This is a genomic window from Comamonas sp. 7D-2 (assembly GCF_022749555.1).
GTDB classification, from domain to species: domain Bacteria; phylum Pseudomonadota; class Gammaproteobacteria; order Burkholderiales; family Burkholderiaceae_C; genus Comamonas; species Comamonas thiooxydans.
Genome location: NZ_CP094238.1, coordinates 2,113,291 through 2,131,597, shown reverse-complemented (window position 1 = coordinate 2,131,597; position 18,307 = coordinate 2,113,291). Strand labels below are relative to the sequence as shown.

The window sequence follows — 18,307 nt, the reverse complement described above, 5'->3', positions numbered from 1 at the left end:
TCTATATACGATACAGGTCAAGCGCAAGCAGCTACTATTTTTGCTTCATGTAGCGCAGCCCCTGAATGAACAGCACAGCCAGGCTCGCGCCCGCGGCATTGGCCAGCACATCCAGCCACTCGGCTGACCGCGTGGGGGCGACGCCGGCCTGCAGCAGCTCGATCACGCCGCCGTAGCCGGCACAGACCAGCACCACGGCCAGTGCTTGCCCGGCGGTCCAGCGCAAGCCCGTAGCATGCGCACGCGCCAGCCCCGCGCAGCAGAGCAGACCCGCCAGCACAGCATGCAGGCCTGCATGCACCAGCTTGTCCATGTGCTCGAAGCCACGCAGAAACGGGAACAGCCTGAGAATCAGCCCACCGCTGCTGCCTGTCTCATTGAGGCAGCCCCAGAGCATGAACAAGGCCCAGCCCAGGCTGGCTGCCGCCAACCGCTTCCACAGAGGCACGGCGCCAGCCAGTTGCAGGAATGAATGCATGGCAGGGATATGAAAAAGCCCGAAGTGCAGGCACTCCGGGCTGATGTGCAAAAAGGCCGGGATCGCCCCGACCTTGCAAAAGCCAAGGCTTATGCAGCTTTCCTTGCCGTTTTGGCCGCAGCCTTCACCGCAGGCTTTGCGACGGACTTGGCTGCCGCCTTTGTTACCGGCTTTGTTGCCGGCTTTTTGGCGGGTGTCTTGGCAACTGGCGTGGTTACGGGCGCCGCAGCCGTCTTCTTGGCAGCGGGCTTCTTCACCGCAGCAGTCTTCTTCACTGCCACAGGCTTGACGCTTTCCTCGGCCACGCAGTCCGCGTAGTAGCGGATCTCGCCGTTTTCGTCTTCCAGCTCGACCAGACCGTGGATATCGGTCTCGAAGCCCGGGCATTCCTTGGCGAATTCGCGCGCGAACACCAGGTAGTCAACGATCTTCTTGTTGAAGACTTCACCGGGGATCAGCAGCGGAATTCCGGGCGGGTAAGGCGTGACCAGTCCCACGGTGGTGCGGCCGACCAGATGGTCGATTTCCACGCGCTCGGTCTTGCGCTGCGCGATATGCGCGTAGGCATCCGAGGGCTTCATCGTGGGCTTGAGATCCGACAGATACATCTCGGTCGTCAGGCGTGCGATGTCGTACTTGGCATACAGCTCGTGCACATGCTGGCACAGATCGCGCAGGCCCATGCGCTCGTAGCGGCGGTGCTGCTGGCAGAACTCGGGCAGGATGCGCGCCAGCGGCTGGTTGCGGTCGTAGTCGTCCTTGAACTGCTGCAGCGCGGTCAGCATGGTGTTCCAGCGGCCCTTGGTGATGCCGATGGTGAACATGATGAAGAAGGAATACAGGCCGGTCTTCTCGACCACCACGCCATGCTCGGCCAGGTACTTGGTGACGATGGACGCAGGAATGCCGGTATCGGCAAAGTCGCCGTCCAGATCCAGGCCGGGCGTGACGATGGTGGACTTGATCGGGTCCAGCATGTTGAAGCCATCGGCCAGATCGCCAAAGCCGTGCCAGTTGTCGAACTCCTTGCCGTTCTTCTTGGAGCGGGTCTTGGTCGATGCGTCTGTGCCGCGGATGATCCAGTCCTGGGCCGTGCCCACGCCTTCCTCGGCCAGGGCTTCAGGGCCCCAGACCTCGAACCACCAGTCGTCGTCGCCGAACTCGTCCTCCACCTTGCGCATGGCACGGCGGAAGTCCAGTGCCTCGACAATCGACTCCTCCACCAGCGCCGTGCCGCCGGGCGGCTCCATCATGGCGGCAGCCACGTCGCAGCTGGCAATGATGCTGTACTGAGGGCTGGTCGAGGTGTGCATCAGATACGCCTCGTTGAACAGAGGGTGATCCAGCTTCTCGGTCTGGCTGTCCTGCACCAGCACATGCGAGGCCTGGCTGATGCCAGCGAGCAGCTTGTGGATGGACTGGGTGGCATAGACCACCGAGTGCATCGGGCGCTTGCGCTTCTTGCCCATGGCGTGATAGCTGCCATAGAAGGGATGGAAGGCAGCGTGGGGCAGCCAGGCTTCATCGAAGTGCAGATTGGCCACATAGCCGTCCAGCATGCCCTTGATGGTCTCGGTGTTGTAGAGCACGCCGTCGTAGGTGGACTGCGTCAGCGTCAGCACGCGGGGCTTGACGGCCTTGGCATCCACGCCCTTGAGCAAGGGGTTGGCGGCAATCTTGGCCTGGATGGACTCGACCGAGAACTCGCTCTGCGGGATGGGACCGATGATGCCGAAGTGATTGCGCGTGGGCTTGAGGAACACCGGAATCGCACCCGTCATGATGATGGAGTGCAGGATGGACTTGTGGCAGTTGCGATCCACCACCACCACATCACCGGGTGCCACGGTGTGGTGCCAGACGATCTTGTTGGAGGTCGATGTGCCATTGGTCACAAAGTAGCAGTGATCGGCATTGAAGATGCGCGCGGCATTGCGCTCGGACTCGCCGATGGCGCCGTTGTGGTCCAGCAACTGGCCCAGCTCTTCCACGGCATTGCAGACGTCGGCGCGCAGCATGTTCTCACCGTAGAACTGGTGATACATCTGGCCCACGGGGCTCTTGAGAAAGGCCACGCCACCCGAGTGACCGGGGCAGTGCCAGCTGTAGGAGCCGTCTTCGGCGTAATCCAGCAGCGCCTTGAAGAACGGCGGCTGCACGCTCTCCAGATAGCTCTTGGCTTCGCGGATGATGTGCTTGGCCACGAACTCGGGCGTGTCCTCGAACATGTGAATGAAGCCATGCAGCTCACGCAGAATGTCGTTGGGCAGGTGACGGCTGGTCTTGGTCTCGCCGTAGATATAGATGGGCACTTCCTCATTCTTGCGGCGCACTTCACCGATGAAGTCGCGCAGACTGTGAATGATGGGGTCCTTGTCGCCGCCGAGCTGGAATTCCTCGTCGTCGATCGACAAAATAAAGGCACTGGCCCGGCTTTGCTGCTGTGCGAACTGCGACAGATCGCCATAGCTGGTCACGCCCAGGACTTCAAAGCCCTCTTCTTCAATGGCTTGAGCCAGGGCGCGGATGCCCAGTCCCGAGGTGTTCTCGGAACGATAGTCCTCGTCAATGATGACGATGGGAAAGCGAAACTTCATGAACAGCCTCCGTACCAATCAGGCCTAAAAAACGAAACAGCCGCGAAGTGTAAGGAATATCCTTATTGCGGCTTTGAAACAGGCTGTTTTTAACCCAGAATGTGGTGCACTAAATACAGGCCTTAACAGGAGCTCAGGTATGGATCACTCCACCGCGTGGTGGTTGCTTGTCGGTTTGCTGGTCATTGCGGAGCTGTTGACCGGCACTTTCTATCTCCTCATGCTGGCTCTGGGTGCCATTGCCGGAGCGCTTTGCGCTCATTTCAGCCTGGGCACCAGCAGCCAGATCGTCGCTGCGGCCCTGCTGGGCTCCGGTGCCGTCCTCGTCTGCTATCTGCTGCGCAAGCGCAGCCCGCGCAGACAGCCCGCTTCCAGCAATCGCGATGTCAACCTGGATGTGGGCGAAACCGTGGTCATCGAACAGTGGAACACCGACGGCACGGCCCAGGTCCGCTATCGCGGCGCCACCTGGACCGTCATGGGACGCCAGGGCGCGCTGCCCATCCCGGGCCCGCATCGCGTGGCCGAAGTCATTGGCAACCGCCTGCTGGTTGACAAGATCTGATCATCGACCGGCCCCGGCATGGTTATGCTGGACGCCGGAACGCTTCGCTCTCTTTCTTCACACCAACGCCCCACAAGGGCTGGAGACAATATGGATTACGCAGTCCCTCTCGCCATCGCCATCATTGCCGTCATCTTCATCGTCCGCTCGATCAAGGTGGTTCCCCAGCAGCATGCATGGGTCAAGGAGCGTCTGGGCAAATACGCAGGCACGCTCACACCCGGCCTGAACTTTCTGATCCCGTTCGTGGACCGCATCGCCTACAAGCACAGCCTCAAGGAAATTCCCCTGGACGTGCCCAGCCAGGTCTGCATCACGCGCGACAACACGCAGCTGACCGTGGACGGCATTCTCTACTTCCAGGTCACCGACCCCATGCGCGCCAGCTATGGCTCGTCCAACTACATCATGGCCGTGACTCAGCTCGCCCAGACCTCGCTGCGCAGCGTGATCGGCAAGCTGGAGCTGGACAAGACCTTTGAAGAGCGCGACATGATCAACGCCCAGGTCGTCAATGCCATCGACGAGGCCGCGCTGAACTGGGGCGTGAAGGTGCTGCGCTACGAAATCAAGGACCTGACACCGCCCGCTGAAATCCTGCGTGCCATGCAGGCCCAGATCACGGCAGAACGCGAAAAGCGCGCCCTGATCGCAGCTTCCGAAGGTCGACGCCAGGAACAGATCAACATTGCCACCGGCGAGCGCGAAGCTTTCATCGCCCGCTCCGAAGGCGAGAAGCAAGCCGCCATCAACAAGGCGCAAGGTGAAGCTGCCGCCATCACCACCGTGGCCGAAGCCACCGGACAGGCGCTGGAGCGCGTGGCCACGGCCATTCGCCAGCCCGGTGGCGAGCAGGCCGTTCAGCTCAAGGTGGCTGAGAGCGCCGTGGAGGCCTACAGCAAGGTGGCAGCGGACTCCAACACCACTCTGGTCATTCCTGCGAACATGACCGAGGTCTCCGGCCTGATTGCCTCTGCCATGAAGATGGTTCAGGTGGGCAAGAGCGCCTGAGCCTGCTTGCTTCAGGCTGCGTGCAGAAAAGAACTTTCTGCACTTTCATTTTGAGGTCGAAATTTCTGGTTAGAATAGAGGCTTCATCACACGGAGCGGTGGATGAGTGGTTTAAGTCGCACGCCTGGAAAGCGTGTGTGGGTTAATAGCCCACCGCGGGTTCGAATCCCGCCTGCTCCGCCAGATTTTAAAATCAAGTCGACCACACTTGGTTTTTTACTTCAGAAATGAAGTATTTTGGGATCGCTGTGGAGCGGTGGATGAGTGGTTTAAGTCGCACGCCTGGAAAGCGTGTGTGGGTTAATAGCCCACCGCGGGTTCGAATCCCGCCTGCTCCGCCAAATGACAAAAGGCCTTGAAGAAATTCAAGGCCTTTTTTCTTTGGTGCGCTTCTCCCCTGGAAGGAGATTTGAATGGACCTTTCAGCGATGGCTGCGCATGTTTATCCAACTCAGCCCCGGCGAATACCACGGGAACTAACAGCCCATGCGTACCAAGCAACTGCTTCAGGCTAGGCATCACACAAACAGCCGCAGTGCTCAAGCTGCCTGCTGGCAAGCCCAGCGCAGCAAGCACTGACGCGCTGAATGGCAACGCCAACCCAGACGAAAAGCGATAGCTCCGCCCCCGCTTGTGCGCCTGGGCTCTCGAGCCTGTATTGCCTCGGCTTTCAAGGGCTACCCAGCCCCCTTGGCATGGAGCTCAGAACTTGCCGCGCAGTGTCAGCATCACATTGCGCGGCTCGCCATAGTAGTTGGAGCCATAAGCCGCCCAGACACGCTGGTAATACACCTTGTCAAAGACATTGTTGACGGTCAGCGTTACATCCAGATTCTTGTTGAAGCGATAGCCGATCTGCAGTGCAGCCGTAGTCACCGGACCCTGAGAGAACTTCACGTCACCATTGAGGCGGTACATCCGGCTGACGCTGCGCAGACCGCCCCCCACACTGAAGCCTTCCAGAGGCCCCGAACCGAACTGGTAGCGTGTCCACAGGTTGAAGCTGTGGCGCGGAGCGATGAAGGTATAGAGCTGAGCCTTCTCGTCCGGTGTTCCTTCCAGCGTTTTGGTCTGTGTGTACGCGTATCCGACAGCGAGATTCCAGCCCGGAGCTATGCGACCGTTGATTTCCGCCTCCACCCCCTGGCTTCGCATCTTGCCAGCGGCAAGGGAGAACAGCGGATTGGCCGGATCGGTCATTGCACGATTGCTGTCCTCCATACGGAAAACAGCCGCACGGGCATTGAGCTGTTTGTTCAGCCATTCGCCCTTCAGACCTGCCTCGTACTGCTGGCCCACGCGTGGGCGCAATGTCATGCCCTCAGCATCGCTGGCGGTCTGCGGCGCGAAAATGCGGGTGTAGCTGGCATAGGCAGACAACTGCTCGCTCAGGTCGAACACGACTCCCGCATAGGGAGTGAACTTGCCGCTGATGCGCGTATCGGTTTCGGAGAACTGGTTGAAATAGGCATTGCGATTGACGGCATGGTTGTCCCACCAGGTCATGCGCCCTCCCATGCTGAGCAACACGCCGCTGGCCGGGCGCAGATTGATTCGTCCATAGAGCCCGTACTGCTCGGTTCGGTTGTCGTTGCCGTTGGAGAAGCTGTAATTCGCAGGCTTGGGAACGTTGTTGTCGGGATCGAAGATATTGATGGGAGCACCGTCTCCGCCGCCGTATTTGAAGCTCTTGTGCACCTTGCGATAGTCCGCTCCCAGCGTCAGCTCATTATTGGATGAGCCCAGCGCAGCAAACGGCGTGGTGATGAAGCCGTCAAGGCCATGGGTCTTCCAGTGGCTGCGGTAAGCCCAGCTGATGAGGCAGCTGTCGCCGGTAGCAGGGTCGGCCGCGCAGTCCGACCAGCCGAACAGACGAGAGGGCTCATCCTGCTCCCGGTAGGTCGCATTGAGCTTGATCTGCCCGCCATTGTCCAGGCGATGCTGAAATTCTGCGAAGTACTCGGTGTTGCGTTCGGTGATGTGGTTCCAGATGGGATCCAGATAGCTGGAGCGCGGAATATCCAGCAGGCGGCCATCCGGATAGGCTGGCAGGCCGAAGGCGGGACGCCCCTTGTATTGCTGATGGCTGGCTCCGGCGGTAAGCGTGCTCGAGGGAGTGAGGTCGGCTTCCAGCACGCCATAGATCAGCGGCTTCCTTGAATACACATGATCCACAAAAGAGCCCTGGTCCTGGTAGGCCGTGACAAGACGCCCGCGTATGCGTCCATCACTGCTCAGAGGCCCGCTCATGTCCGCCTCGGCGTAATAGCGATTCCAAGAGCCGGCCGATAGTTGCGTGCTGAACTCCCGCTGTGCCTTGGGGCGCTTGCGCACAAGATTGATGGAGCCGCCAGGGTCGCCGGCCCCCTGGAACAGTCCTGCAGGACCGCGCAGGACCTCAATACGGTCGTACATGGCCATGCCGAATCCGCTGGAAAGATCATTGCCGGTGCTCGCAGGAGTGTTGACACCGTCGATCTGCACGGTATCTACCGCGTAGCCCCGCATGTAGAAATTGCCATGATTGCCCCCTGTGCTGCCTGGCTCCACAGTGACTCCAGGCACTGTGCGCATGGCGTCATCGAGACTCTGGATATTCTGGTCCTCGAGCATCTGGCGCGTCACCACCGACACCGACTGCGGAATTTCTCGCAGACTCTGTGCACTCTTGCCGATCGTGACGAGCTGTGCAGCATAGGAGCCCGTGCCTTCCGAGAAGGTCGATGCTTCGGCCGCAGCAGTCACCAGCACTTCCGCCAGACTGGGGGCTGCACCCGCCGCCACAGGGGCCTGAGTGCTTTTGCGCAGAATGAAAATACCGGGCTGGGTTTGCGCGACCTCAAGCCCGCTACCACGCAGCAGCTGCGCAAAGCCCTCAGCGACGGCAAATCTGCCATTCAAACCAGCCGTCTGGAGCTCCCCGGTCAGTGCAGAGTCCGCGGATAGCGTCACCCCCGATTCCCCCGCAAAGCGCGCCAGCGCTTGGCTCAATGGCCCCCTGGGGAGACTGTACTCTCTCACTTGCTGACTACTGGCGGAGCCCTGACTCGACTGGGCTTGGACGCCGCCGGCACCTGCCACCCCGAGCAGCAGGATCAGCGCAGCTTGAACTGCGTTCTGTTTGAGGCCCAGGCTCTCGACGGGCACAAAGGAGGATGAAGGCACTGAAATATGCCCGGGAATATGCTGCGCCAAGACCATGGAGTAACCCTTTTTGAAAATGCCGATAAATGTGTTGCCTTTCTTGTATGACCGGCGTCCTGGCAAAAAGGGGACATGGAAGGTGAAGAAATCGAGTGTTTCAGCGCGGCACGATAGTCACCCAGTAACGCGAGCGCTGCAAGATTCTGATGGGCATGGAGGCAGCCAGCGCCGCCAGCGCCTGGTCCGTATCGCGCAGTTGAAAGGCTCCGCTCACAGGCAGCGCAGCAACAGCCGGATCGCATCGCACGATGCCCGGGCGATAGCGCGAAAGCTCGGCAGCAAAAATCCCCAGCGGTGTCTTTTCCGCATAGAGCACCCCATGAGTCCAGCCATCGGAGGCCAGGCCGGCTGCTTCGGGTACGCCGACCTTCCCCGCGCTCATCTGTGCCTGCATTCCCGCATCGATGCGCACGCTTGTGTCGTCGTTGACGGGACTCAACTCCACCGCTCCTTGTTGAACCGCAATGAGACAGCTGTGTTCCGTTCGCGCAAAGGGCGGCGCGATGCGCACGGTAAAACGCGTCCCCAATGCCCGGACCGTTCCTTGCGCTGTCTGGACCAGAAAAGGCCGCAGCGCGGCATCGGCAGCAGTCTGCACCCAGATGGCGCCCGCGCGCAGGATCAGGCGACGCTCCGATGATGTGAACGCCATGTCGACGGCGCTCCCGGTATCCAGCTGGATTCTGCTGCCGTCGGCCAGCGTCGATTCACGGCTCTCGCCCGTGTCGGTACGCATGTCCGCCGACCATTCATGCCAGGGCGCAAGACGCCAGACCCCATAGCCGATCGGCCCCGCCACAATCGCTGTCGCCAGCAGCCGCGCGACGGCACGCCGCTGCGAGCGATTCGCCTCACGCAGCGCTGCAGCGCTCAGGCCGCCCAGCGTATTGCCTGCTTCGGCACTGTTGCCGGCCCGGGTTGCATTCAGTTTGCCAAGAACCAGTTCGGCGCGCTGCCAGGCCATTTCATGACTCGGATCCGAGTTGCGCCAGCGCATGAGTTCGGCATGCACTGTCATGTCGGCATCGCCGGCATGCAGCCGCACAAGCCACTGTGCAGCCTGCCGTGCTGCGCTCGGATCGATATCGAGAGCCGAAGGGGGTACAACGACCATCACTCAAATCACCAGCAAAATGCACTGCTCGAATGCTTGGGCCATATAGCGCTTGACGGTGCGAGACGTGACTCCCAGGCGCTCTGCCACCTGTGCATAGCTCAGACCATCGAGTTGGGATAGTAGAAACGCCTCGCGCACCTTGGGTGGCAAGCCGTTGAGCATGGCATCGACCTGATGCAATGACTCCAGCACCAGCAACTGCTGCTCGGGCGAAGGCGCCAGAGGCTCCGGCAGTTGGGCCATCGCGTCCAGCCATGCCTGCTCCAGCGACAGCCGCTGCACATGATTGATGAGCAGATTGCGCGCCACCGTGGTCAGATAGGCGCGCGGTTCGCGCAACACCAGCGCGCGCTGCTCCGCCTGGGCAGCCAGCACTCTCACAAAGGTATCTTGCGCAAGATCCGCGGCATGATCAGCTCCGCCGAGCTTGCGCCTCAGCCAGCCCAAAAGCCAGGGGTGATGCTCTCCATAAATCTTGGCCACGTCGGTCAAGGAGTGGAATGGGTATGACAAGATACGATAGGTTACTCATTTTTGATAATGAGAATTATTATCGATCAGGGTCAAAAATGAAATAGATGTGGTTTTTGGGGAATTTCGGCTCGGCCTGTGCTTCGCCTGCCGGCCATCCCCTCATCGCCAACAAATTCACCGGCACCCTGCAAACCGCACGGCTTTCGACGACCGGCTCGGTTCCTTGATTTCAGAGGCCAAGCAAGGCTCGGCCCATCTGTCCAATCTGGCTGAGTCTCATGAGCGTTGGAGCGGCTTCATAGGCCACACCAACGCTCTTCTCATGCAGCGAACGGGTTAGGCGCACTCAACCCTGGGCGCCAGGACTGGCCTGCCAGCCGCCGCCCAAGGCCTTGAACAGCGTGGCCAGGGCCATCTGCCGCTGCGCGCTGACCTCGATCAGCGCCATCTGCTGCGCATAGTCCGTGCGCTGCGCATCCAGATAGCGCAGATGACTGTCCACGCCGGCGCGATAGCGCAGCTCGGCGAGCTTGAGCGTATTCGCGCTGGTCTGCACCAGGCGCTGGCGCGCAAGCTCCTCGCGCCTCAGCGTCTCCACGGAGGCCAGTGCATCACTGACTTCACGAAACGCCATCTGAATGCTGCGCTCGTAGCTGGCTATCGCCATGTCCTTGCGCAGCTGCGCGATTTCCAGATTGGCGCGATTGCGCCCGCCATCAAAAATCGGCAGGCTCAGCTGCGGCATGAAGGACCAGGAGCGCTGACCGCCGGCAAACAAATCGCCAAGCTCTGCACTGGCCGAGCCATAGGAGCCCGTGAGCGAGATGCGCGGGAAAAACGCGGCCCGCGCCGCGCCAATGCTTGCATTGCGTGAGCGCAGCTGATATTCGGCGGCGCGGATATCGGGACGCAGCACCAGCAGATCTGAGGGCAGACCCGGGCCTATCTCCTGCACCAGGGGCGTGGCGCTCAGATCTGCTGCCGGCTGGACCCTGCCATCACCCACCAGCCAGTCCAGAGCATTGCCGGCCTGGCGCAGCTCGCGCTCGAAGCGCTCGACTTCGGCGCGCGCCAGCTCGAGCTGTCCTTGCGCCTCCTGCTCGTCAAGGCGGCTTGCCGTGCCGGTCTTTCTGCGCTCGCTCATCAGCTGCGATTCCTTCTCGCGCGCCTGCAAGGTGCGCAGCGCCAGGGCCTGGCGCTGCCGCGCGCTGTCCTGCGCCAGCGAGGCCTGGATCACTTCGGCAACCAGACTGATCTGCACGCTGCGCGCGGCCTCTTCGGTGGCCAGGTATTCCATCAGCACAGCCTCGGACAGCGAGCTCACGCGGCCGAAGAGATCAAGCTCGAAAGCCATCAGCCCGACGCCAGCCTGATAGTTGCTCTGCACCCTGGCCGCTCCCGTGCCGCTCAGGTCGGCAGGCAGGCGCTGGCGGTTGCCGCCGGCCTGAGCTTCCAGACCGGGCAGTTGGTCCGCACGCTGCACGCGATAGGCCGCGCGTGCGGTCTGAACATTGAGCAGTGTCTGACGCAGATCGCGGTTGTTGGCCAGCGCCGTTTCGATACGCGAGCGCAGGCGCTCATCGATCACGAAATCCCTCCAGTGCAAGCTCTGCATCGATGCAGCCGAGGCCGATGATGCCGCGCTCCAGCTGCCGGGAATGGGCGCAGCAGGCCTTTCATAGGTCGGTGCAAAAGAGCAGCCGGCAAGCATCGCGGCAATCAGCGTCAGCGCCGCGGTACGCATGGTGTTTCGCCCGTTCATGCGGGTTCTCCTTCGGAGTCTGTGTTTTTTTCCTCCGGCACTGCGCGGCGCTTGCGCCGCAGCGAGAGCACAAAGACAAAGAAGATGGGCACGAACAGCACGCCCAGCAAGGTGGCGCTGAGCATGCCGCCGATCACGCCGACGCCGATTGCGGCCTGGCTGGAGGCACCCGCCCCGGTGGCCAGTGCCAGCGGCACCACCCCGAGGATGAAGGCCAGCGAAGTCATCACGATGGGTCGGAAGCGCAAACGGGCTGCCTGCAATGCCGCTTCCGCCAGCGAATGGCCGCGCTCGTGCAGGTCCTTGGCGAACTCCACGATCAGGATGGCGTTCTTGGCCGCCAGGCCGATGATGGTGATCAGACCGACCTTGAAATACACGTCATTCGAGAGACCCAGCGCCGAGGTGGCCAGCACCGAGCCCAGCGCCCCTATGGGCACGATCAGCATCACGGCTGCGGGAATGCTCCAGCTTTCGTACAGGGCCACGAGCAGCAGGAACACCACCACGATGGCCAGTGCGAACAGCTTGGGAGCCTGTGCGCCAGCGGCCTTTTCCTGATAGGACAGCGCCGTCCACTCGTAGCCTATGCCGCGCGGCATTTCGCCCAGGATGCGTTCGAGCTCGGCCATGGCCTCACCCGTGGTGTGGCCGGGCTTGGCGTCGCCCGCGATACGGAAGGCCGGATAGCCGTTGTAGCGCGAGATCTGCACCGGCCCCTGCTCCCACTCCACGCTGGCAAACGAGGCCAGCGGCACCTGCTCGCCCTGGGCATTGGGCACATACAGCCGCAGCAGGGCCTCGGGCGTCATGCGCGCTGCCGTGTCGGCCTGCACCACTACGCGCTGCAGGCGCCCCGCATTCGGAAACTCGTTGATCACGGCCGAGCCATAGGCCGTGGACAGCACGGCGCTGATGCTCGCGAAGCTCACGCCCTGGGCCTGGGCCTTGCGTCGGTCTATGTCCAGGCGCAGCTGCGGCGCGTCTTCGAGGTTCTCCATCATTGCGTAGGCGATCACCGGCGAGGCATTGGCCTTCTTCAGCAGCTCATCGCGCGCGGCGACCAGGGCCTCGCGACCCAGATTGGCGCGGTCCTGCAGACGCAGCGCAAAGCCGCCGGAATTGCCCAGGCCGTCGATGGGTGGCGGGTCCACCGCCATGGCCGCACCGTCGGACAAGCTGCCGAAGCGCTGATTGAAGGCCTGGACCTCGTCCCACGACGCCTGGCCCTTGCCGCGCAAGGACCAGTCCTTGAGCGTGACGAAGGCCATGGCCGCGTTCTGCCCCATGCCTGAGAAGCTGTAGCCCATCAGGAACTCGGCCTGGGCCGTGGCGGGGCGGCTTTGCACATAGGCTTCCATGTCGCGCACCACGGCCTCGGTACGTGCTTCGGTTGCACCAGGAGGCAGTTGCACGCTGACGATGTAGTAGCCCATGTCTTCATAAGGCACAAAGGACTCGGGCATGCGCGTATAGGCAAAGCCGAGCCCGCCCACGATGGCCGCATAGATCAGCATATAGCGGCCTGTGCGCCTGACCAGACGCTGGTTGAGCAGCGAAAAGCGCTCGGTCAGCTTGGCAAAGCGGCGGTTGAACCAGCCGAAGAGGCCTTTCTTCTCCTTGTGGTGATCCTCGGCAACAGGCTTGAGCAGCGTGGCGCACAGCGCCGGCGTGAAAGTCAGCGCCAGCAGGCCCGAAAACAGGATGGAGACCGCCAGCGACAGCGAGAACTGACGGTAGATCACGCCCACCGAGCCGCTCATGAAGGCCAGAGGCAGGAACACGGCCACCAGCACCAGCGTGATGCCGACGATGGCCCCCGAGACCTGCTGCATGGCGCGCGCGGTGGCGGCCAGCGGTGAGAGCCCCTCCTCGGCCATGAGGCGCTCCACGTTCTCCACCACCACGATGGCATCGTCGACCAGAATGCCGATGGCCAGCACCATGCCGAACATGGTCATCATATTGACCGAGAAGCCCAGCGCATACATCACCGCCAGGGTACCGGCCAGACACACCGGGACCACGATGGTGGGAATCAGCGTATAGCGCAGGTTCTGCAGAAACAGCCACATCACCAGAAACACCAGCACCACGGCCTCGACCAGGGTCTGGATCACCTTGCCGATGGCGACTTCGACAAAGCGCGAGGTGTCGTAGGGCACTGCGTACTGAATATCGTCGGGGAAGTTCTGCGACAGCTCGGCTAGCCTCGCCTTGACCGCCTTGGCGGTCTGCATAGCATTGGCACCAGGTGCCAGTTGCACGGCGGCCGCCACTCCTTTGTGGCCGTCCTCGCGCGAGGCAAAGCTGTAGTCGAGCTGGCCGACTTCGAGACGCGCCACATCGGCCAGGTGCACGGCCGAGCCATCGGCCCTGGCCTGCAGCACGATCTGGCCGAACTCCTCGGGCGAGCTCAGCGTGCCCTTGACGGCAATCGTGGCGCTGAGCTCCTGCTCGGACGATCCGGGCTGGCTGCCGAAACTGCCTGCCGGCACCTGGGCGTTCTGCGCGGCAATGGCCGCATTCACGTCCGCCACCGACAGGCCGTAACCCAGCAGCTTCTGCGGATCGACCCAGACTCGCATGGCGACATCGGCGCCGAAGTACTGCACCTTGCCCACCCCGGGCACGCGGCGGATCTCGTTATTGATGTTGCGCACCGCATAGTCGGAGAGGCGGACCTCGTTCTTGCCGCTGTCGTCACCCTTGTAGGTCAGCGAATAGATCATCAGGAAATTGGCGCTGGCCTGCTCGACCTGCAGACCCATCTGCATCACCGATGCGGGCAGTCTGGCCTCGGCCTTCTTGATGCGGTTCTGCACCTCGACCTGGGCCAGTGCGGGATCGGTGCCCGGCGCGAAGGTAGCCGTGATCTCGGCCAGGCCCGTGGCACCGCTGGACGAGTCGAAGTACAGCAGACCCTTGGTGCCGTTGAGCTCCTCCTCGATGACGCTGGTCACCGACTCCATCACCGTGGTGGCCGATGCCCCCGGATAGGTTGCAGAGATGGAGATCTGCGGCGGAGCCACGTTGGGAAACTGCGCCACGGGCAAAGCCGGGATCGCCAGCAGGCCGGCCAGCAGGATGAAGATCGCGACCACCCAGGCCAGCTTGGGGCGATCAATAAAAAACCGGGACATTGTCTATCCTTGAATAAGGCTTGTCTTTTTGGCATTCAGCGCTTGCAGGACCAGCGCATAGTGCTCATTTCTTTTCCGTGACTTCCGCATCTTTGACAGCGGCAGCTCTGATCTGCACCTTGGTGCCGGGCACGGCTGCCGCAAGGCCTCCGACCAGCACTCGGGCGTTTTCCTTCAGGCCCTCGGTGATATGCCAGTCGGAGCCGTACATGGCACCGGTGCTCACCTTCTGGGATTGCACAATGTCGTTCTCGTCGAGCACCAGCACATGGGCCAGTCCGTCGGCGCCGCGCTGCACCGCGCGCTGAGGCACGAGAATGGCCGCGGGATCCTCGCCCAGGCCCATGGTCACGCGCACATACATGCCGGGCAGCAGCAAGCCATCCTTGTTGGGGAATTCACCGCGCAGTGCAAGCTGGCCGGTGCCGCGATCCACCGTCACATCCGAAAACAGCATGCGTCCCTGGCGCTTATCGTCCAGGCCGTCTGCCACCAGCGTCACTGGAGCACTCTTCTGCGACTGCTCTCCCTGTTGCTGTGAACGCAAGCGCGTGGCCAGCGCTGCGGTCTGACGGAAATCGGCATAAATAGGGTCAAGCTGCTGTATCACTGCCATCGGTGTGGCCTCCCCCTGGCCGACCAGGGCGCCTTCCGTCACCAGCGCACGGCCGATGCGACCCGCAATCGGGGCCCTCACCGTCGCATAGTCCAGGTTCAGGCGTGCCGCCTCTACTTCGGCCTGGGTCGATTGACGCGTGGCCAAGGCGCTGTGCAGCGCAGCCTTGGCGCTGTCGAAATCCTGGCGACTCACGGCTTCCTGTTCCACCAGCGGCTCGTAACGACGCACCACGGACTGAGCATCGGAGAGCGCGGCTTCCGCTCGCGCCAATTCGCCCCGGGCCCGCGACAGCGCCGCGCGCAGCGGTGCCGGGTCGATGTTGAACAGCACCTCTCCGGCCTTCACATCGGCACCTTCTTTGAAGTTGCGGCTCAACACGATACCTGGCACCCGCGCACGCACCTCCGCCACACGTACGGGCTCGATGCGCCCGGGCAGCTCAGCGCTGAGGCTCAGCGCCCTGGGCTTGACGGTCACCACATCCACCAGCGGCAATTCCTGAGGCGGTCCGCCCGCTTCCGACTTGATACAGCCGGCCAACATCATTGCGGCCGCCAATGCGGCCAGGGCCGACCAGGCACGCACATTCTGGCTTTTCTTCTTCATGGCTTTTGAGTCTTGTCAAATCTTGAAAGAAGCGCATGATGCATGAAAATATTTTTTGAATCAAATTTGATTCATTAAGACCTATATTGATTCATGGCATTTTGATACCAAGTAAAGTTGCTATCCCAAGCTTTTAGGCCCGCCGCTTGAATCAAAATAGGTTCATCCGTATCCGCCCCAACCGGAGCCACGAATGACGACCGCCCCCCACGACAACACAGCAATCCTCCCCCCACTGGCCCTGGCCTTGGTCAACCACCCGCGCGCCACGCTGCAAGAACTGGCCAAGGCCATAGGCATCAGCAAGGCCACCCTCTATCGCTTCTGCCCCACCCGCGATCTGCTGATCAAGCGCCTGCTGGAGCAAAGCCTGCGCACGCTGGACGATGCGCTGGACGAAGCCCGCATCGAGGAAGGCCCGGTGCTCGAAGCACTCAAGCGCCTCAATGCCAAGCATCTTGAACATCGCGAATTCACGCTGTTCCTGACCTATTACTGGAACGAAGTCGAAAAACCCATGGAGGAAAATGCGATCTGGGAACCCAAGGTCGACGCTTTTTTCCTGCGCGGCCAGCAGGAAGGTGTGTTCCGCATCGATTTCAGCGCCGCAACGCTGACCGAGCTGTGGCTGGGAACCGTGATCGCCCTGATCGACGGCGAGCGCCGCGGTCGCATCCCGCGCGCCCCGCTGGCACAGCTTGCCGAGCAGGCGTTTTTGCAGGGAGTCATGCGCCAGGACGGAACGGCGACAGCCTGACAGAATCGACCCGGACTGCGGCCTTACCGGCAATGCCTGCCTCCAGCTGCACCATGGTCATGCCGTTCCCCTGCAACGCGATCTCGCGTGCCTTCACACTCGTTTTCACAACCAGAGAGTAGCCTTGTCATGATCAGTCACCTCGACCACCTGGTTCTCACCACGGCCAACGAAGCCCAATGCATACGCTTTTACACCGAAGTCCTGGGCATGCGGCTGGAATCCTTCATCGGCGGCACCCCGCCCGTGGAGCGCAAGGCCTTTGTGTTCGGCCGGCAGAAGATCAATCTGCATGTGAAAGGGCGCGAGTTCGAACCCAAGGCTCACACGCCTGTGCCCGGTGCCCTTGATCTGTGCTTTCTGGCCTCGGTGCCGCTGGACGAGGTCATTGCGCGTCTGCAGCAGTTGTCGGTTCCCATCGCCGAAGGCCCTGTGATGCGCACCGGTGCCACATCGAAAATCCGCTCCATCTATGTGCGTGACCCCGACCTGAACCTGATCGAGATCTCGGAGCCGGCCTAGCCGCCCTCGCGCTTGCAAGCCGGGGCCTCTGAAAACGGCCCCCGCTTGTCAGCTCAGAGCTGTGCCAAAGCCTTTTTTGCCGGTGCATGGCCTTGCTCTGCGGCGCGCTGCAACCACTCACGAGCCTGCTTGGCATTCTTCTTCACACCCAGACCGTCCCGGTACAAAGTTCCCAGCGCGTACTGGGCCGGGGCATCCTGCTGCTCGGCGGCAAGCCGATACCACTTGAGCGCCTGAGCCAGGCTCTTGCCCACACCCTCGCCGTTCTCGTACAAGATGCCCAGGTTGTACTGGGCCTTGGCATAGCCTTGATTGGCTGCCATGGTGAACCACTTGGCGGCCTCCGTGTAGTTGGGTTGCGCAAAGCCTTTGCCCAGATATTGAAAGACACCGACGTTGTACTGGGCCAGAGCATTGCCCTTGAGAGCCGAGTTCAGGTTCTCCATGTATTCCATGGACTGCGCAAACTCCGCGGACTTGGGCGACGAAGCGGAGAGCTGCTCCAGCCGCTGCGCCGCCGCTGCATGCTGGTACTTCAGCGCCTGGGTGTAATAGGCAATCGCTTCTTTTTCGTTGCGATACTCGCCCTCTCCCTGTTCGAACAGGCGGCCCAGTTCATAGTAAGCCTCGCCCGAGCCGCGGATGGCAACAGCGTGCAGCAGCAGCACGGCCCGCTTGTAGTCGGGGGCCACACCCTGGCCTTCGAAGCAAATCTTTCCCAGCAGCAATTGGGCCTTCTGCACGCCTTTGTCTGCCAGCGGGGTCAGCCATTTCGCAGCTTCGGCACGATTCTTCTCCACGCCTTCGCCAAGGTAGTACATCTCGGCCACGGTGAACTGCGCAAGCACATCGGCTTGCTGGGCCGCCTTCAGATACCAGCGAAACGAGGCCTGCAAATCCTGGGCAAGCAACTCGCCTTTGCGGTAGACAAAGCCCAGGCTATTTTGTGCCGTTGCAGAGCCCTGTTGCGCGGCGCGCTCCAGCCATGCGACACCTGTTGCGGCATCCTTCTCAACCGCTTCGCCTTTTAGATAAATAGTTCCCAGCAGGTTCTGCGCATCGAGATTTCCGGCGTTTGCAGCCTGATGAATGTGTGCCAGGCCTGCCTCAGGATCCTTTTTCACACCTTCGGCACCCAGCACATAGACCAGACCCAGCAGATACTGGGACGGCGCATGATTGTGCTCTGCGGCCAGCCGCAGCCAGCGCAAGGCATCGTCGGCATTCTTTTCCACGCCCTTGCCGTAAAGATAGGCTTTTCCCAACTCGTACTGTGCCGCGACATCTCCTGTCTTCGCGACATTGACCATTTCGCTGGGCTGAGCCTGCGCACAGCCCCAAACTGACAGCCAAGCCGACAGAACCAAAGCACCAGACCATCGCGCAAGCATTGCTTCCCCTGTTCACAGAAAAAAGGGGAGTATATAGAAGCAATACCTTGCCCATAAAGCG

At 61.6% G+C, this 18,307-nt stretch carries 14 protein-coding genes and 2 tRNA genes; 6 read left to right on the top strand and 10 right to left on the bottom strand.

All coding sequences use genetic code 11. The features are described from left to right. Window positions 1-34: 34 nt before the first annotated feature. Both MPZ60_RS09850 and MPZ60_RS09845 read right to left on the bottom strand, forming a co-directional pair. Window positions 35-478 carry a VanZ family protein gene (locus MPZ60_RS09850; RefSeq protein WP_034351850.1) on the bottom strand — a complete coding sequence of 148 codons (444 nt, stop codon included), beginning with the start codon at window positions 476-478 and terminating at the stop codon, window positions 35-37. Window positions 479-567: 89 nt separating this feature from the next. Then, the gene (locus MPZ60_RS09845) at window positions 568-3,075 is read right to left on the bottom strand and encodes an arginine/lysine/ornithine decarboxylase (protein ID WP_034351788.1); all 2,508 of its coding nucleotides are present in this window, start codon (window positions 3,073-3,075) and stop codon (window positions 568-570) included. Between the two features lie 139 nt (window positions 3,076-3,214). Here MPZ60_RS09845 and MPZ60_RS09840 point away from each other — a divergent pair, with 139 nt between their 5' ends. From MPZ60_RS09840 to MPZ60_RS09825, 4 genes are all read left to right on the top strand, one after another. After that, window positions 3,215-3,640: an NfeD family protein gene (locus MPZ60_RS09840; RefSeq protein WP_034351786.1), complete on the top strand. Its 426-nt coding sequence runs from the start codon at window positions 3,215-3,217 to the stop codon at window positions 3,638-3,640. Between the two features lie 90 nt (window positions 3,641-3,730). Next, window positions 3,731-4,651: an SPFH domain-containing protein gene (locus MPZ60_RS09835; protein ID WP_003063190.1), complete on the top strand. Its 921-nt coding sequence runs from the start codon at window positions 3,731-3,733 to the stop codon at window positions 4,649-4,651. A gap of 92 nt (window positions 4,652-4,743) precedes the next feature. After that, window positions 4,744-4,834: transfer RNA gene (locus MPZ60_RS09830), tRNA-Ser, on the top strand. A 67-nt stretch (window positions 4,835-4,901) separates the two neighbouring features. Continuing rightward, window positions 4,902-4,992 (top strand) — tRNA-Ser (locus tag MPZ60_RS09825). On the opposite strand, the gene MPZ60_RS09820 is transcribed toward MPZ60_RS09825, so the two are convergent. From MPZ60_RS09820 to MPZ60_RS09790, 7 genes are all read right to left on the bottom strand, one after another. Further along, window positions 4,952-5,194, bottom strand: a complete 243-nt coding sequence (locus MPZ60_RS09820) for a hypothetical protein (protein ID WP_131324617.1) — start codon at window positions 5,192-5,194, stop codon at window positions 4,952-4,954. The two genes, MPZ60_RS09825 and MPZ60_RS09820, sit on opposite strands and share 41 nt — an antisense overlap. Window positions 5,195-5,353: 159 nt before the next feature. Further along, a complete protein-coding gene (locus MPZ60_RS09815) occupies window positions 5,354-7,816 on the bottom strand; it encodes a TonB-dependent siderophore receptor (RefSeq protein WP_242608137.1) in 2,463 nt (820 codons plus the stop codon). A gap of 136 nt (window positions 7,817-7,952) precedes the next feature. Then, window positions 7,953-8,969, bottom strand: a complete 1,017-nt coding sequence (locus MPZ60_RS09810) for a FecR domain-containing protein (RefSeq protein WP_034351782.1) — start codon at window positions 8,967-8,969, stop codon at window positions 7,953-7,955. A gap of 3 nt (window positions 8,970-8,972) precedes the next feature. Beyond that, the gene (locus MPZ60_RS09805) at window positions 8,973-9,464 is read right to left on the bottom strand and encodes a sigma-70 family RNA polymerase sigma factor (RefSeq protein WP_052057557.1); all 492 of its coding nucleotides are present in this window, start codon (window positions 9,462-9,464) and stop codon (window positions 8,973-8,975) included. A gap of 328 nt (window positions 9,465-9,792) precedes the next feature. Further along, window positions 9,793-11,208 carry an efflux transporter outer membrane subunit gene (locus MPZ60_RS09800; RefSeq protein ID WP_034351778.1) on the bottom strand — a complete coding sequence of 472 codons (1,416 nt, stop codon included), beginning with the start codon at window positions 11,206-11,208 and terminating at the stop codon, window positions 9,793-9,795. Further along, entirely contained in the window at window positions 11,205-14,351 is a 3,147-nt protein-coding gene (locus MPZ60_RS09795) for an efflux RND transporter permease subunit (protein ID WP_034351776.1), read from the bottom strand. The genes MPZ60_RS09800 and MPZ60_RS09795 overlap by 4 nt, the downstream gene beginning before the upstream one ends. A gap of 64 nt (window positions 14,352-14,415) precedes the next feature. Then, window positions 14,416-15,576, bottom strand: a complete 1,161-nt coding sequence (locus tag MPZ60_RS09790; RefSeq protein ID WP_034351773.1) for an efflux RND transporter periplasmic adaptor subunit — start codon at window positions 15,574-15,576, stop codon at window positions 14,416-14,418. Between the two features lie 193 nt (window positions 15,577-15,769). Here MPZ60_RS09790 and MPZ60_RS09785 point away from each other — a divergent pair, with 193 nt between their 5' ends. Continuing rightward, complete coding sequence (locus tag MPZ60_RS09785; protein ID WP_003063204.1) at window positions 15,770-16,333, top strand: TetR/AcrR family transcriptional regulator; 564 nt, start codon at window positions 15,770-15,772, stop codon at window positions 16,331-16,333. 129 nt (window positions 16,334-16,462) lie between these two features. Further along, window positions 16,463-16,855 carry a VOC family protein gene (locus MPZ60_RS09780; RefSeq protein ID WP_012837892.1) on the top strand — a complete coding sequence of 131 codons (393 nt, stop codon included), beginning with the start codon at window positions 16,463-16,465 and terminating at the stop codon, window positions 16,853-16,855. A gap of 53 nt (window positions 16,856-16,908) precedes the next feature. Here MPZ60_RS09780 and MPZ60_RS09775 read toward each other — a convergent pair whose 3' ends face one another. Then, window positions 16,909-18,165, bottom strand: a complete 1,257-nt coding sequence (locus MPZ60_RS09775) for a tetratricopeptide repeat protein (protein WP_242607142.1) — start codon at window positions 18,163-18,165, stop codon at window positions 16,909-16,911. Between the last annotated feature and the right edge of the window lie 142 nt (window positions 18,166-18,307).

Coding starts and splice junctions, on each gene's coding strand:
- MPZ60_RS09850 (WP_034351850.1), bottom strand. CDS start 478: ATGCATTCATTCCTGCAACTGGCTGGCGCCGTGCCTCTGTGGAAGCGG.
- MPZ60_RS09845 (WP_034351788.1), bottom strand. CDS start 3,075: ATGAAGTTTCGCTTTCCCATCGTCATCATTGACGAGGACTATCGTTCC.
- MPZ60_RS09840 (WP_034351786.1), top strand. CDS start 3,215: ATGGATCACTCCACCGCGTGGTGGTTGCTTGTCGGTTTGCTGGTCATT.
- MPZ60_RS09835 (WP_003063190.1), top strand. CDS start 3,731: ATGGATTACGCAGTCCCTCTCGCCATCGCCATCATTGCCGTCATCTTC.
- MPZ60_RS09810 (WP_034351782.1), bottom strand. CDS start 8,969: ATGGTCGTTGTACCCCCTTCGGCTCTCGATATCGATCCGAGCGCAGCA.
- MPZ60_RS09800 (WP_034351778.1), bottom strand. CDS start 11,208: ATGAACGGGCGAAACACCATGCGTACCGCGGCGCTGACGCTGATTGCC.
- MPZ60_RS09795 (WP_034351776.1), bottom strand. CDS start 14,351: ATGTCCCGGTTTTTTATTGATCGCCCCAAGCTGGCCTGGGTGGTCGCG.
- MPZ60_RS09790 (WP_034351773.1), bottom strand. CDS start 15,576: ATGAAGAAGAAAAGCCAGAATGTGCGTGCCTGGTCGGCCCTGGCCGCA.
- MPZ60_RS09785 (WP_003063204.1), top strand. CDS start 15,770: ATGACGACCGCCCCCCACGACAACACAGCAATCCTCCCCCCACTGGCC.
- MPZ60_RS09780 (WP_012837892.1), top strand. CDS start 16,463: ATGATCAGTCACCTCGACCACCTGGTTCTCACCACGGCCAACGAAGCC.
- MPZ60_RS09775 (WP_242607142.1), bottom strand. CDS start 18,165: ATGGTCAATGTCGCGAAGACAGGAGATGTCGCGGCACAGTACGAGTTG.